The organism is Lysobacter rhizosphaerae (assembly GCF_054779795.1).
Map to the genome: position 1 here is coordinate 294,483 of NZ_BAAGXO010000003.1, position 13,834 is coordinate 308,316.

Consider the following 13,834-nt stretch of genomic DNA (forward strand, 5'->3'; position numbering starts at 1 on the left):
GAGTGTCCCGCGGACCAGGCAGGCGCGCAGGCTGCCGCCAGCACGAGAGCGAGGGCGGAAGACCGGGATTTCATGGGATTTCCTTCTGATCTGGAACCGCAGCCATGCTGGCAACCCGCGCCGCCCCCTGCGCTGACCCAGGTCAAGCGGGATGGCATCCCCAGAAAGAAAGAGGCCGGGCCTCTCATCGCATGCGATGAGAGAACCCGGCCCCATTCCAATCAGATCCATCACCGAGGCGAGCAACCAGACTCGCTTCAGGCGGATCCTTTCAGGTCCTTACCAGATCCGCACGCGCTGCTCCGGCGGCAGGTACAGCGCGTCGCCCGGCTTCACGTCGAACGCGGAGTACCACGGGTCGAAGTTGCGTACCGGACCGTTGGCGCGGAACTGTCCCGGCGAGTGCGGGTTGGTCTTGATCAGGTTGAGCAGTGCCTCGTCGCGGTACTTGCCCTTCCATATCTGGCCGAAGGCGAGGAAGAAGCGCTGGTCGCCCGTCAGGCCATCGATCACCGGCGCAGGCTTGCCACCCAGGCTCATCTTGTAGGCCGTATAGGCCATCGAGATTCCGCCCAGGTCGCCGAGGTTCTCGCCCATGGTCAGCGCGCCATTGACGCACTGGCCCTGCAGCGGGCAATAGGCGTTGTACTGCGCACCGAGCGCCTTGGTACGCACCTCGAAGTTGGCGCGGTCTGCGTCGGTCCACCAGTTGCGCTGGATACCGGCGAAGTCGGACTTGCTGCCCTGGTCGTCGAAGCCGTGGCCCATCTCATGGCCGATCACCGCACCGATGGCGCCGTAGTTCACGGCCGCGTCGGCGTTGAGATCGAAGAACGGCGGCTGCAGGATCGCCGCCGGGAACACGATCTCGTTGAAGGTGGAGTTGTAGTACGCGTTGACCGTCTGCGGCGTCATGTGCCACTCATCGCGGTCGGTACGGGTGCCGATACGGCGGTTCTGGTCGTCGCGTTCGTAGTGGCGGAATTGCATGGCGTTGGCCATGAGGTCGCCGGGCACGATGGTGACGCTGCTGTAATCCCGCCACTTGCTCGGGTAGCCGATCTTCGGGCGGAAGGTTTCCAGCTTGTGGTAGGCCTCGGCCTTGGTCGCCGCGCCCATCCAGTCGAGCTGCTCGATGTTCTTGCGCAGCGCTACGCGCAGGTTGGCCACGAGCTGGTCCATCGCCGCCTTCGCCTGCGGCGAGAAGTGGCGCTCCACATAGAGCTTGCCCAGCGCATCGCCGAGGCCGTCCATTCCGCCGACCATCGCCACCGCACGCTTCCAGTCGTCGCGCTGCGCCTTCTGTCCACCCAGCACGGTGCCGTTGAATGCGAACGCGGCGTCGTCGATTTCCCGGCTCAGCAGCGGTGCGTTGTTGTCCACCGCATGGAAGGCCAGGTAGTCGCGCCACACCGGCAGCGGCGTCTTCGCGATCACGTCGAGGATGGGCTTGAGCGCGCTCGGGGTCACCACGTTGACGCGATCGAACTTGCCCATGCCCTGGGCGCGCGCCTGCGCCGCCCAGTCGTAGCCGGGGTACTGCTTGCCGAGGTCGGCGAAGGCGACCACGTTGTAGGTCTTGTCGCGGTCGCGGATCTGCGCGCGCTCCCACATCGGCTTGGCGAGCTCGGTCTCCAGCGCGAGGATGGCCTCGGCGCGTGCCTTGGCATCCTTCACACCGGCGAAGCCGAGCATGCGCTGGATGTGTTCGACGTACGCACTGCGGATGGCGACGAAGCGCGCATCCGTATTGAGGTAGTAATCGCGGTCCGGCAGGCCCAGGCCGCCGACGCGCAGGCTCACCAGGTACTGGTCGGGATCCTTGCGGTCCAGGTCGACCGACAGCGACACGGGCGCGCTGCTGCCATCGAGGTCCGCCTGGCCGAACGCCGCCACCAGCGCGTCCTTGGAACGGATCTTGTTGATGCGGTCGAGCGTCGGACGCAGCGGCGCGATGCCGGCGGCATCGCGCGCGGCGCGGTCCATGTAGCTGGCGTAGTAGTCGCGCACCTTCTGTGCGTCGCTGCCGGCGGCCAGGTCCTTGCGCTGCTGCAGTTCCTCGATGATCGCCTTGACCTGGGCCTCCGACTGGTCGCGCAGCGCATTGAACGAGCCGTAGCTGACTTCGTAGTCCTTGAGCTGGTAGGTCTCGATCCAGTGGCCGTTGACGTAGCGGTTGAAATCGTTGCCCGGCTTGGCCGACAGGTCGCGCGCATCCAGGTCGACGCCGAACGTGCCCAGCTGCGGCTTGGCGGCGGCGGAGGCGGCGGTGTCGGCCGCGAGGGAGGGAACGGCGGCGGCAACCGACAGCGCGGCGGCGAGCGCGAGGCTCAGGGAGGATGACTTCATGTGCGACCCGTTGGTGAGAAGTTCCGGCACGCTACACCGGCCCGGCCGGCCTCGTCCCGTGACTTAAGTCCGCATCGCTTTGCATCAGAAGGCGGTATGCCCCGGAACCACCGAGTCCGACATGGCCGGGGGAATGGCGCACCGGGAACGTTGCGGCAGGCGCCGACGCGGTCGCCCTGGCCCACGGCGGCCTGTTTTCCCGGGCGTTGGCGTTCCTCCTGTTACCCGGGCATGGGTTTCCCCCATGGAAATCGAGAGACGCCGTCATCCTCGCCGCGACACCCTGACAGCCATCATGGTCGCGCCGAATGGCAACGAGCACAGTGCCGCCGTGATGGACGTGTCCGCGGGCGGAGCGCGCATCTGGTTGCCGGAGGACGACTGGACGCCGTCTGCCGGCGCTGCCCTGCGCCTGTCCTTCGAAGTCGACCCTGCCCAGACTTTCGTGGTCCGGGGCGAGGTGGTTCGCGTCTGTGTCGACCACCTGGGCGTGCAGTTCGCTCCCGACCAGGAGCAGCAGATCGCCGACTTGCTCGTGAGCCTCAACTAGGCCGAACAGGCGCTCTCAGCGCCCTGCCGCTTCCCTACGCTTCGGCTTCCGCTGCCGCCTCGCGACCCTGCTGGCGGATCAACGCTTCCTCGCGCGCGTCGTTGATGGCATGGCGGACGCTGTCGAGGTCGACCGAGGATTCGTCGGGTTCGAACTCGCCGGTCAGTTCCATCTCCGGATGCAGCGCGCCGGCTTCGAACAGCGCCCACATCTCCTCGCCGTACCAGGTGTCCAGCAGCTCGGGCGCCCAGCGGCCGAGGCTTGCGGTGAGATTGTTGACGTCACGCAGCAGCATGGTGCGCGCGGCATTGTTGCCCCCCGCACTGACCACCTGCGGGAAATCGATCACCACGGGGCCATCCGGCCCGACCAGCACGTTGTAGGCGGACAGGTCGCCGTGGATCAGGCCGCAGCACAGCATGCGGACGACCTGCCGCACCAGGACGCGGTGGAAGTCGCGTGCCTGCTCCGCATCGAGTTCGACTTCGCCCAGGCGCGGCGCGGAGAAGCCTTCGGCATCCGTGACCAGCTCCATCACCAGCACGCCGTGGAAATAGCCGTGCGGCTCGGGCACGCGCACGCCGGCCGCGCGCAACTGGTACAGCGCGTCGACCTCGGTGTTCTTCCAGGCGGTTTCCTGCTGCTTGCGGCCGTACTTGCTGGCCTTGCCGACCGCGCGCGCCTCGCGGCTGCCACGCACCTTGCGGCCTTCCTGGTACTGCACGCGCTGCTGGAAGCTGCGCTGCGCCATGTCCTTGTAGACCTTCGCGCAACGCACGTCGTCGCCGCTGCGGACCACGTACACCGCGGCCTCCTTGCCGCTCTTGAGCGGACGCAGCACTTCATCAATGACGCCGTCGTCGATCAGCGCCTGCAAGCCTTGGGGGGTCTTCACGGAATCTCAGGAGAACGGCTGACGCGGCGAGGCCTGCGCTACCGGGGCGCGAATCTTCGCATCTTCAGGTAGACGGGGCCATCGGAGAGATACGGGGACCGCGCCCGGCTTACCTGACTGGGGCCGGCAGGTCCGGAAACCGGGCAACTCCATGGGCGTCTTCCGGCTATTGGTGCGCCAACGCGTAATCGATGGCCGCGCATACCGCCGCCACCTGCGCTGCATTGCATTGCGCGGGCGTGGCACGGGGGCTGTCGGGGTAGACCTCGGTGGTCGTCCGGTAACGCGCATCGGTGATGCCTGCACACAGACCGAGCTGCCTGACCGGGTAGTTGATGACGCCCGGCGCGACCACGGGCGAGCCGATGATCTCGCCGTTGGCATCGGCCGGGGCGATGTGGGTCACCTTCGCCACCGCCGCGATCACCGCCTGCTGGAATTCGGGTTGCGGGTTCTCGCTGTCACCGCACAGGTAGAAGCCGTCGGGGATCTCCCCGGGCTCATGCGGCTTGCCATCGCGGGCGGCGAGTGCGGGCCGGAATTCGGACTCGTCGGTGTCGGTGGTTTCGTGCAGGTCGATGTGCACGAGCACGCGATCACGTAGCGGTGCGACCAGTTGCATGAGCGCGGCCGATTCCTGCGCGGGGCTGTTGTCGCGGAACGAGCGGTTGGGATCGATGGCGTTCGCATTCCAGCGATGGATGCGTTCGTAGGCCCATGGGCTGATGCACGGCGCGACCAGGAGGTTGACGCGGCCTGCATAGTCGGCCGCATGCTGCTCGACGAACTGCAGGGCGCCATGCACGCCGCTGGTTTCGTAGCCATGCACGCCGCCCGTCACCAGCGCAGTGGGCAGGTCGTCGCGCCAGTCGCGGCTCCTGATCGCCAACAGTGGGTAGCCATCCGGGCCGTAATCCAGGCGGCCGTACTCCACGACATCGAAGTGCGGACGCAACCGCTCGATCACGCTGAGCACGTCCGTTGCGTAACTGCGCTGGCGGGACTGACGCGCCAACCATTCGGCCTTCTCCGCTCCGCTCCAGGGTTGGCCGGGCGTGCCGATGGGATGGAAGGCCTGGGGAGTCATGTTGTCGCTCGCTCTGCTGTGTTTCGTGGAAGGCGCAGACTTTATCACTGGCGCGAAATGCGCCCGATGGACAGCCCTCAACCCGCTGACCCCGGCGCCAGCCAGCCAGATGAAGCTGCCGCTTTTGCTCAAGGACCACGGATGTTGGCCCAAGGGCCAATAGCAGCCCAAGTGCGGTTGTGGAACCCTGCCCTTCGTCCCCGGCCTTGCCCGCCGGGCAACTCGCTGTTGGCTGATACGTATCGATGCAATCCGCCGATACGAAGACGCAAGCCTCTTCAGCTTGCTTCACGTATTGGTCCTCCCCCCGCTTTTCGAACGGCCCAGAGGGGCACCCGCCATGATTACCAGGAAGCATCCGAAACAACTGATGTTGATTGCCGCATTCGTGGCCATGCTGGCCGCGTTGCCGGGCTTTGCCGCAGAGAAGAGCACGATCCGGGGCATGATCACCGCGATCCAGGGCGATACGATCACCGTCAAGGACAGCAACAACGCCGAACACACCATCACGGTGTCGTCGGCCACCACCTACAAGAAAACCAAGGGCCTCACCGGCGCCATCAGGGAGAAGGCTGAGCACAGCTCGCTGATCCCGGGCCTGCCGATCATCGCCGACGGCATGGTCGAGGGTTCGACCTTCACCGCGACCGCGATCTCGTTCAAGTCGGACGACTTCAAGACCGCGCAGCAGGTCCAGGCTGGTCTGGCACCGACCACGGCACGCATGAATGACTTCGGCAGCTACGAGGCGCTCGCTACCACCGAAGTGCATTTCGCATCGGGCAAGACCACGCTATCCGAGAAGGGCAAATCGGACCTGATGGCACTGGCCGCGAAGGCCAAGGAAACCAACGGCTATCACATCGTGCTGCAGGGCTTTACCGACTCGGTCGGTGATGCCGCCGCCAACCAGCGGCTCAGCACGATGCGCGCCGCCTCCGTCGCGAACTTCCTGCAGCAGAAAGCCGGCCTGATGCCCGGACGCGTCCATGCCGGTGATGGGATGGGCGTTGCCGCCGACGCCGGCTCGGGCAGCAATGAAAACGCGCGCAAGGTCGTGGTGAAACTGGTAGTCGACAAGGGTGTGAACGCTGCAAATAAATAGGCGACTACGCCACCCGCTGACACTGGAAGCCCCGCTTCGGCGGGGCTTTTTTTTTTCGCTTCGTGGATCGTCTTTGCATCTGCGCTCATGGCTGCTGCGTTGCAGCACCCGCCGATTGAAAGCCATGCACGACCCGCAGTAGCTTCGAACCGAGGGCCACATGAAGCTGTGGAAGAGGAGAACGAAGATGGGCAAGCAAAGGTTGTTCGCATCGGTCTGTGCACTCGCGCTTGGCGGGTTGTCGGCGGGCGGTGCACTTGCAGGTGAAGTGAGAGGTCCGCCGGGCACGTTGGACAACACGAATTTCACCGGAGCCCCTGCGCACGCCAACTCGAACTGCGCCTATAGCGGGTTGAATGATTTCGACACGCACGATCCGATAGGACAAATGCTTTCGAAAGTGCAGACCGCGGCGGACTCCTGGAAGTTCTACGGCTTCGAGCATGGTTTCCCCGGCAAGGACGGCGCGTGCAGGGGCGGCACCAACGAGTCACGCCAGAAGTAGTACGGATCACCCAAGCGTGCGTCTGATTGCGCCCCCCGATCGGGTAAATGGTCAAAGCAGGCAAGACCCACGCAGACTGCAGGGTTTCGCTGAATGGGGGTTTCTCCGCACGCTGCAGGTCGTGGGGGCGGCGACGTGCAATAGGTACGCCAGGTTCGCTTGCCGTGCAAAAGCAAAGCCCGCCAGATGGCGGGCTTTGCATTCGCGGGATGTCGGCATCAACCGAAACCGGACCGACATATCACCGCAGGCGCTAATGCCGCGTCTGCACTACGTGCTCACCCACCGGTGGCCGCGCCAGCGTCTCCATCAGCACGCCCTGGTCGAGCGACGGCGCGTAGAGCCAGCCCTGGATGCGGCACACGCCGAGGGCGCGCAGGGCGTCGCGCTGTTCGGTGCGCTCCACGCCTTCGGCGACGACGTCGATCTCCAGCGCTTGGGCGAGTTCCCGGATCGCGGTTACCAGCGCGACGTCGAAGCGCTCGTCCGGCAGGCCGGCGACGAAGCTGCGGTCGACCTTGACCGCGTCGATCGGAAAGGTCTTGAGATAGGCCAGTGACGAATAACCCGTACCGAAGTCGTCGACCGCCAGGCCCACGCCCAGGGCCTTGAGCCGCTCCATCGTGCGCAGTGCATTCGAGGTGTCGTGCATCAGCGTGGTCTCGGTGACCTCCAGGCACAGCCGCTCCGGCGCGAGCCCGCAAATCGCCAATGCAGCGGCTACGTCATCCACCAGGCCGGGGGCATCGAACTGCTGCGCCGACACGTTGACGCGCAGGGTCAGCGGCGGCTCCTGCGCCGGCCACGCGCACGCGTCGCGGCAGGCCTGCTCCAGCACGTAGCGGCCGAGCGGCAGGATGAGGCCGGACTCTTCGGCGATATCGATGAACGCGCCCGCGCCCAGCAGCCCCTGCGGCTGGCGCCAGCGCACCAGCGCCTCCGCGCCGACCCAGCGGCCCGAGCGGACATCGCACTCCGGCTGGTACTGGACCAGGAAATCACCGTGCGCCAGCGCGTCACGCATCGCCTGCTCCGTCCGCAGGCGCTCGACCAGCGTCCGGTGCTGGCCGATATCGAACACTTCGTAGCGATGGCGGCCCTGCTCGCCCGCGCGACCGCTCGCCAGTTCGGCATTGCGCATGAGCACGCGCGGTTCGCCCTCTTCCAGATCGCGGGCAAAGGCGACACCGACGGCCGCGCTCGCTTCCACGCCATGCCAACCGGACACGCTGCGCACCGCATCGACACAGCGTTCGGCCATGCCGATCACCTCACGCTCGGGCAGGACGCGATTCACCAGGATCGCGAATCCGTCGGCGCGCACGCGTGCCAGCACGCCCTCCTCGCCGACGGCCTGGCGCAGGCGCATGGCCAGCTCGGCCATGACGTCCTCCGTTGTGGGCGCGTTCGCCGGCATGGCGGCGCCGTACGGAAGTTCCACGTGCACGTGGATCACCGCAACCGTGTCCCGTGCATCGTGCGGCCTGTCCAGGCGTTCGCGCACGTGCTCGAGCAGATGGTCGCGGTTGGGCAGGCCGGTGCCTGGGTCGTTCAGGCGCAGATACGCCAGCTCGGTTTCGGCCCGTCGGCGGCGCTGGATCTCGATGGCCATCGCGACGTAGTCACCCATGCTGCCGGCAAAGGCGATCTCCTCCGGTGTCCATGCGCGCACCGCTCCCACCATCTCGTGGCAGATCACGCCGACGAGTTCGCCTTCCACACGCACCGGCGCATCCAGCAGCGAGCAGATGCCATGCCGATGCAGGTAGTCGCGCAATGCGCCATGCGAAGTCGCGGTGCTTGGATCGATGTCAACGTTCGCGGCATCGATCGCGCGCACCACCTGGAGGAATTCGACGTACTCGCCGTCCATCGGCAGGATTTCGAGGGCCTCGAGTGGCGCATGCTCATCGGTGGAAAGGTCGTAGGCGTGGGTGCATTTGAGACGCAGCGGATCCGGCAGCAGGCGCCAGACATTCACGCGTCCGACTTCCAGTGCGTGTGCCCCGGTCCGGCAAATCACCGCGAGGGCGTCCTGCAGCGTGCAGTCGGGGTGCCAGACGGCCCGGGTCAGTTCAACCAGCGCGCGTGTGTAGCGCGTGCCGGGGGTGTCAGGCAGCGGGGCATCGCGGCCCAGGATGGCGGACATTGCAGCCTCCTCGCGGAACCGCCACCGCCCACTCCGGCGGTGGCACGGCACTCTAGCACCGGGGATGTGCCGGGGCGGTTAGAGTCGCGCGCGCCCACATGGCTTCGTGCACCATATCCCGATGGGCCGGAGCCGTTTGTCACTCGCGCTTGACCAGGGCGGCAGCGCCAGTCGCGCGTTGGTGTTCGATGGCGAAGGCCGCGAGCTGGCAGCGTCGCGAGTCGAAGTTGCCGATCGGCGGCCGCGACCGGGTTGGGTCGAGCAGGATCCGGAAGCCGTCGTCGACTCCTTGCGACAGGCGGCCAGGACGGCCTTGATGCAGCTCGATCCAGCGCAACGCGAGCGCGTTCAAGCCTGTGGCCTGAGCTGCCAGCGTTCCAGCCTGGTCTGTTGGGATCGCGATAGCGGCCTCGCCTTGTCGCCGATCCTCAGTTGGCAGGATACCCGCGCCGCGCAATGGCTGGCCGCGCAGTCATTGGATACCGAAGTGATCCGCGCGACCACCGGCCTGTATCCGAACGCCCATTTCGGTCTCAGCAAAATCCGCTGGTGCCTGGACCACCTGAACGACGTGAAACAGGCGGCCGCCGACGGTCGTCTGCTCATCGGACCGCTGGCCGCCTTTCTCGCTTTCCGCCTGCTTGAGCAGCGGCCCTGCCTGGTCGATCCGGCCAACGCCTCGCGCACCTTGCTGTTCGATCTGGCGCGTGGCGATTGGAATGGCGAGTTGCTCGAGCGTTTTGCCATCGACCCACGCTGGCTGCCGGGAATCGCGCGCAGCGATGCCGAATTCGGCGACCTGGTCGTGCCGTCACTGTCGAATGGCGTGCGCTCGTTGCAACTGCCGCTGCGCCTGCTCAGCGGCGACCAGTCGACGGCTGCGTTCGCCTACGGTGAACTGCGGTTTGAGGCGGCCTACCTCAATGTCGGCACTGGCGCCTTCGTCTATCGCCTGTCCGAGCAGCCAGCGCCATCGCGACTCTTGCGCAGCGTCATCCACTGGAACGAAGCGGCGCAGTATGTGGTCGAGGGTACGGTCAATGGCGCCGGCTCAGCGCTCGCCTGGTTTGCCGGGCAGCACGACATCGGCGATGTTGCCGCGACTCTCGACGAGCACTGGGTGGGCGACGCCCCGGGCGATACCTTGTTCCTCAATGGCATCGGCGGACTGGGTTCACCCGATTGGCGAGCCGGATTCGAATCACGCTTCATCGGCGATGCGACGAGGGAACAGCAGCTCGTCGCGGTAGCCGAGAGCATCGTATTCCTCATCCAGCGCAACCTCAGCCTGCTTCAGGATATCGGCACGCCCTGCACCTACGTGCTGGTCAGTGGTGGACTATCGCACTCGAACCGGTTCTGCCAGGCGCTCAGCGACCTGAGCGGCCTGCCCCTGCGCCGGCCCGCGCAGTGCGAAGCCTCGACGCGTGGCACCGCATTCCTCCTCGCAGGCCGACCCGCAAGCTGGGCTCGGCTACCGGAGCAGCGCTTCGAGCCGCAGCACAGCCCCGCGTTGCTGGCCCGCTATCGGCGCTGGAACGACTACATGGCGTCAGCGCTGCTCGATGAACGTCAGGAGGGCGACACCGAGCGGTCCAACGCGTGAATCCAGCGAGTAGCGGCTTCAGCTTGAATGATTGTCATGGGCAACCTCGGGGGCACGCCTGCCTTTGAGCACCATGACGTAGATCGCGAGAGTGACCACCCAGCAAATGGCAAGCGCCCAGAGATCGTGCGAAAGGAAGTGCGCACCGCGCAGCTGCTGGACGAAACCGAACAGCAGACCGAAGCCCATCGCGATTCCGAATCCCAGCCAGCGCAGATGGGGACGCGTCGCGAGAAAGAAGAAGTACAGCGACAACCAGCAGTAGCCGGCGCTGGCATGGGCAGCGGGGAAGCATTCGCCCTTGGGCCCGGCAGGCCGAGCGGCGAAAAGCCCGTGGTATAGACGCTTACCGCCGAAGTCGGTGAGGTCCCAGGGGCAGTTCACATTTGTCCATGATTTCATCCAGGCGACGATAAGCGCCGCCATGGCAGTCGCCAGGAGCAGATAAGCCAGGGGCCGCCTCCACTGGGAGAGCGCTGGCCGTGCCATTGCCCTGATCCACAGTCCGAGCACGACAAACCATGCCACCACACTCAGCATGCGACCCAGCGTGTGCACCAGTGTCTCGGTGACAAACGACGACTTCCATATCCAGGCATGCCCTTGCCACGCATACAACTTCCCGGCCCACCAGCGATCGATGTCGAACCAAGGCAAAACAAATGCCATCAGCGCGAACGCCACCAGGGGTATCACCAGGTGGCGCGCATAAAACTGCCGGGACGCAAAGGTGCCGGGCTGGCTGCCGGGAACGGCGGCGAATTCGGTGTCTTCCGCTACGTCAGACTGCATCGGCGAAGCCCTCTGCCTGGCAACGCCGAATGTTGGAGAGGAGATGTCGGAACAGTGTCGGAACACCAGCGGCTGCGGGACTAGGGAGACGCCGTCCGCTTCCTCATCGAGGAAGCGGCAATGCAGGCCAGGCTCCACGTTGCCGAAGCCTTGCTGGCTTCCGGGCCACAGTCATCGCCCGTCCGGGTCAGTGCGTCGTGCGTGCTGCGGCAGCAGGACGACGCCCGCTGCAATCAAGCCCAACAGGACCAGCGTCGCGGAATAGCGGCTCAGCTCAAGGCCGCCCTTGGCGACTGGCTTGTCGAGAAAATCGCCCACCGCCGCCCCAAGCGGCCGGGTGAGGATGAAGGCCGCCCAGAACAACAGCGTGTGCGACACCGTCGTCCAGAAATAGAGCGCGGCTACCAGCAGCAGAAGGCCGGAGAAGACGAGGGCCGCGCCCAGGTAACCCAATCCCGCGGTATCTGCCGTCCAATCGCCCAGCGCCGTACCCAATGTCTGCGAGAACATGATCGTCAGCCAATAGAACAGCTCCGATTGCGGCGAGCTCACCGAGGCTACGTCTACGGAGCCCAGCACGCGATGCCACAGGAACAATGACGCGAGCAGCAGTCCCAGCAGGAGCAACGAACCTCCCAGGTAGCCGATGCCGAGGGAGCGATCGGCGAAATCGGCGAGCGTGGTACCCACGGTTGTCGAGGCGATGATCGTCGCCCAGTAAAGGAACGGACTGAAGCGCTTGATGGCGATCTGCGCCGCGACGGCTGCGACGAACGCCGTCATGAAGATGGCGGTGCCAATCAGGTAACCCAGCCCCATCGACATCGAAACGGCATCGCCGCCCGTTTCGCCCACGGTGGTGGCCAGCACCTTGATGGCCCAGAACCCCAAGGTGATTTCCGGGACCTTGCTCGTTACGTCGCTCCGCGCCGCAACAGCGGCCGGCATGCCTGCCATATCCAACCTCCAATCAGCACCAGGGCGATGCTCTTGGGTGACATGTCGGAAATCGGTCGGGCGTCTCGTTCTCACTGGCGCCGTTTGCCATCGGCGCGCACACAACGTTAACAATCCCGACGGGCCCGGCTATCGCGGGAATTGGCAAGAGCAGAGGCCCGACAAATTTGCGACAACGTGCTGACCAGAGTTGGCCACGCGGCTCGCGCGGCTTGCAGCGCGGCGCCCGCCCCTATCCGCCAACTGGTCGGAGTGGAAATGGTTCGCCAATTGAGCAGGCGAGCGACTCGCCTGTTTCCATTGTCAGTTCCAATGTTGCGGATTTCTTCGCGACAGCAATTGTGGTGCCTGCTCACCTTCGCCTGCATCGTTCGCCTGCTCACGCTGGGCGCATATCCGCTCACGGACACGACCGAGGCGCGCTACGCCGAGATCGCGCGCAAGATGCTCGAAACCGGCCAGTGGATCGTGCCGCAGATCGAATATGGCGTCCCGTTCTGGGGCAAGCCACCGCTTTCGTTCTGGTTGACGGCGGCTTCCTTCAAGTTGTTTGGCGTCAACGAATTCGCTGCGCGCCTTCCAGCGCTGTTGCTTGGCGTTGCGGTGTGTGGCCTGACATACGTGCTCGCGGCCAAGCGGCGCGGCACGGATTTCGGGCTGCGGGCCAGCCTGGTGTTGGCGACGACGCTGCTGATGATGGCGAGCGCGGGGGCGGTAATGACCGACCCGACCATGATGCTCGGCACGACGCTGTCGATGGTTTCCTTCTGGCTGGCGATGACGACGCCATCGCGGAGCTGGGGCTATCTGTTCTTCGTCGGCCTGGCCATTGGCCTGCTGGGCAAAGGGCCAGTGGCGACGGTACTGACCTTGGCGCCGATAGGCATTTGGACGTTGCTGAGCGGGCGGGTCGGAGAAACATGGCATCGCCTGCCATGGCTGGCCGGCGCGGTGCTGACGGCGGTTCTGGTCGTGCCCTGGTACTGGGCTGCCGAAGTGCGAAGTCCCGGGTTTCTGCACTATTTCATCATTGGAGAGCATTGGCAGCGTTACACCGTCAGTGGATGGAAGGGTGATCTGTACGGCTCCGGTCATGCCTACCCACGGGGAACGATCTGGCTATACGCATTGCTCGCAACTCTGCCGTGGTCGCCATGGCTGTTGTGGCAGCTGGTCCGGCGGAAAGTGGACATCCCCGTCAGGCCGTCTCCGGCCAGCGATGGCTGGGGGCTCTACCTCGTGTGCTGGGCGCTCGCGCCAGCCGTGTTCTTCACGATGTGCCGCAACATCCTGCCAACCTACGTTCTGCCTGGGCTGGTGGGCTTTGCCTGCCTGGTGGCCGAAGCATGGGAGCAGCGGATTTCACAACGACCTTCACCCTGGATACTGCAATTGAGTACATGGGCACCGATCCTGTTCGCGTTGCTCGTCACGGTGGCGTGGCCACGCGTTGGTTTCCAATCGCAGAAGGAAATCGTCGTGGCCTGCGAGGCGTCGCTGGCGAAACGGCCGCTCTTCATCCTCGACCAGAGGCGCCAGTATTCGGCGGATTTCTACGCGCGCGGACGCATCCAGCATGTCGACGGGGACGAACAACTGCGCCGGGTGCTGGCGGAACACCAGATTGCCTACATCGGCGCCCGGCGCCCCACCTTCGACCAGCTTCCCGAAGATCTGCGCGCGGAGCTGACCGTTGTGACGACCACGTACAACGGTCAGTACCTGCTATTGCGCCATGCGCCCAATCAATCGGGAATCGGGGCTCCCTGAAGGGCATTGCGCTGCAACCGCGGCGTTGCTCGAAACTCCCGCAATGCTCCACAGCAGAAGGCCCGC

At 65.4% G+C, this 13,834-nt stretch carries 11 protein-coding genes; 5 read left to right on the forward strand and 6 right to left on the reverse strand.

The window, feature by feature from the left end; genetic code table 11:
* Positions 1-279 precede the first annotated feature (279 nt).
* Positions 280-2,349: a M13 family metallopeptidase gene (locus ACYVGE_RS06290; protein ID WP_460728105.1), complete on the reverse strand. Its 2,070-nt coding sequence runs from the start codon at positions 2,347-2,349 to the stop codon at positions 280-282.
* Positions 2,350-2,593: 244 nt separating this feature from the next.
* Between ACYVGE_RS06290 and ACYVGE_RS06295 the strand changes: the two genes are divergently transcribed.
* Positions 2,594-2,899: a PilZ domain-containing protein gene (locus tag ACYVGE_RS06295; RefSeq protein WP_310052883.1), complete on the forward strand. Its 306-nt coding sequence runs from the start codon at positions 2,594-2,596 to the stop codon at positions 2,897-2,899.
* 34 nt (positions 2,900-2,933) lie between these two features.
* Here ACYVGE_RS06295 and ACYVGE_RS06300 read toward each other — a convergent pair whose 3' ends face one another.
* Both ACYVGE_RS06300 and ACYVGE_RS06305 read right to left on the reverse strand, forming a co-directional pair.
* Positions 2,934-3,794, reverse strand: coding sequence for a PA4780 family RIO1-like protein kinase (locus tag ACYVGE_RS06300; protein ID WP_310052884.1), 861 nt, complete (start codon positions 3,792-3,794; stop codon positions 2,934-2,936).
* A gap of 166 nt (positions 3,795-3,960) precedes the next feature.
* The gene (locus ACYVGE_RS06305) at positions 3,961-4,881 is read right to left on the reverse strand and encodes a M14 family metallopeptidase (protein ID WP_460728108.1); all 921 of its coding nucleotides are present in this window, start codon (positions 4,879-4,881) and stop codon (positions 3,961-3,963) included.
* A 370-nt stretch (positions 4,882-5,251) separates the two neighbouring features.
* Here ACYVGE_RS06305 and ACYVGE_RS06310 point away from each other — a divergent pair, with 370 nt between their 5' ends.
* Both ACYVGE_RS06310 and ACYVGE_RS06315 read left to right on the forward strand, forming a co-directional pair.
* The gene (locus tag ACYVGE_RS06310) at positions 5,252-5,989 is read left to right on the forward strand and encodes an OmpA family protein (RefSeq protein ID WP_460728110.1); all 738 of its coding nucleotides are present in this window, start codon (positions 5,252-5,254) and stop codon (positions 5,987-5,989) included.
* 160 nt (positions 5,990-6,149) lie between these two features.
* Entirely contained in the window at positions 6,150-6,494 is a 345-nt protein-coding gene (locus ACYVGE_RS06315) for a hypothetical protein (RefSeq protein ID WP_460728112.1), read from the forward strand.
* A 253-nt stretch (positions 6,495-6,747) separates the two neighbouring features.
* Here ACYVGE_RS06315 and ACYVGE_RS06320 read toward each other — a convergent pair whose 3' ends face one another.
* The gene (locus ACYVGE_RS06320) at positions 6,748-8,643 is read right to left on the reverse strand and encodes a putative bifunctional diguanylate cyclase/phosphodiesterase (protein ID WP_460728114.1); all 1,896 of its coding nucleotides are present in this window, start codon (positions 8,641-8,643) and stop codon (positions 6,748-6,750) included.
* 136 nt (positions 8,644-8,779) lie between these two features.
* Here ACYVGE_RS06320 and ACYVGE_RS06325 point away from each other — a divergent pair, with 136 nt between their 5' ends.
* The gene (locus ACYVGE_RS06325; protein WP_460728116.1) at positions 8,780-10,249 is read left to right on the forward strand and encodes an FGGY family carbohydrate kinase; all 1,470 of its coding nucleotides are present in this window, start codon (positions 8,780-8,782) and stop codon (positions 10,247-10,249) included.
* An 18-nt stretch (positions 10,250-10,267) separates the two neighbouring features.
* Here ACYVGE_RS06325 and ACYVGE_RS06330 read toward each other — a convergent pair whose 3' ends face one another.
* Positions 10,268-11,179: a phosphatase PAP2 family protein gene (locus ACYVGE_RS06330; RefSeq protein ID WP_460728118.1), complete on the reverse strand. Its 912-nt coding sequence runs from the start codon at positions 11,177-11,179 to the stop codon at positions 10,268-10,270.
* A gap of 33 nt (positions 11,180-11,212) precedes the next feature.
* Positions 11,213-11,989 (reverse strand): COG4705 family protein, encoded by a 777-nt coding sequence (locus tag ACYVGE_RS06335; RefSeq protein ID WP_460728120.1) that lies wholly within the window; start codon positions 11,987-11,989, stop codon positions 11,213-11,215.
* 267 nt (positions 11,990-12,256) lie between these two features.
* On the opposite strand from ACYVGE_RS06335, the gene ACYVGE_RS06340 reads away from it, so the two are divergent.
* Positions 12,257-13,768 (forward strand): ArnT family glycosyltransferase, encoded by a 1,512-nt coding sequence (locus ACYVGE_RS06340; RefSeq protein ID WP_460728123.1) that lies wholly within the window; start codon positions 12,257-12,259, stop codon positions 13,766-13,768.
* Positions 13,769-13,834: the final 66 nt, after the last annotated feature.

Bases quoted from the DNA above. Each gene is read 5' to 3' on its own strand.
- ACYVGE_RS06290 (WP_460728105.1), bottom strand. From the start codon at position 2,349: ATGAAGTCATCCTCCCTGAGCCTCGCGCTCGCCGCCGCGCTGTCGGTT.
- ACYVGE_RS06295 (WP_310052883.1), top strand. From the start codon at position 2,594: ATGGAAATCGAGAGACGCCGTCATCCTCGCCGCGACACCCTGACAGCC.
- ACYVGE_RS06305 (WP_460728108.1), bottom strand. From the start codon at position 4,881: ATGACTCCCCAGGCCTTCCATCCCATCGGCACGCCCGGCCAACCCTGG.
- ACYVGE_RS06310 (WP_460728110.1), top strand. From the start codon at position 5,252: ATGTTGATTGCCGCATTCGTGGCCATGCTGGCCGCGTTGCCGGGCTTT.
- ACYVGE_RS06315 (WP_460728112.1), top strand. From the start codon at position 6,150: ATGAAGCTGTGGAAGAGGAGAACGAAGATGGGCAAGCAAAGGTTGTTC.
- ACYVGE_RS06320 (WP_460728114.1), bottom strand. From the start codon at position 8,643: ATGTCCGCCATCCTGGGCCGCGATGCCCCGCTGCCTGACACCCCCGGC.
- ACYVGE_RS06335 (WP_460728120.1), bottom strand. From the start codon at position 11,989: ATGCCGGCCGCTGTTGCGGCGCGGAGCGACGTAACGAGCAAGGTCCCG.
- ACYVGE_RS06340 (WP_460728123.1), top strand. From the start codon at position 12,257: ATGGTTCGCCAATTGAGCAGGCGAGCGACTCGCCTGTTTCCATTGTCA.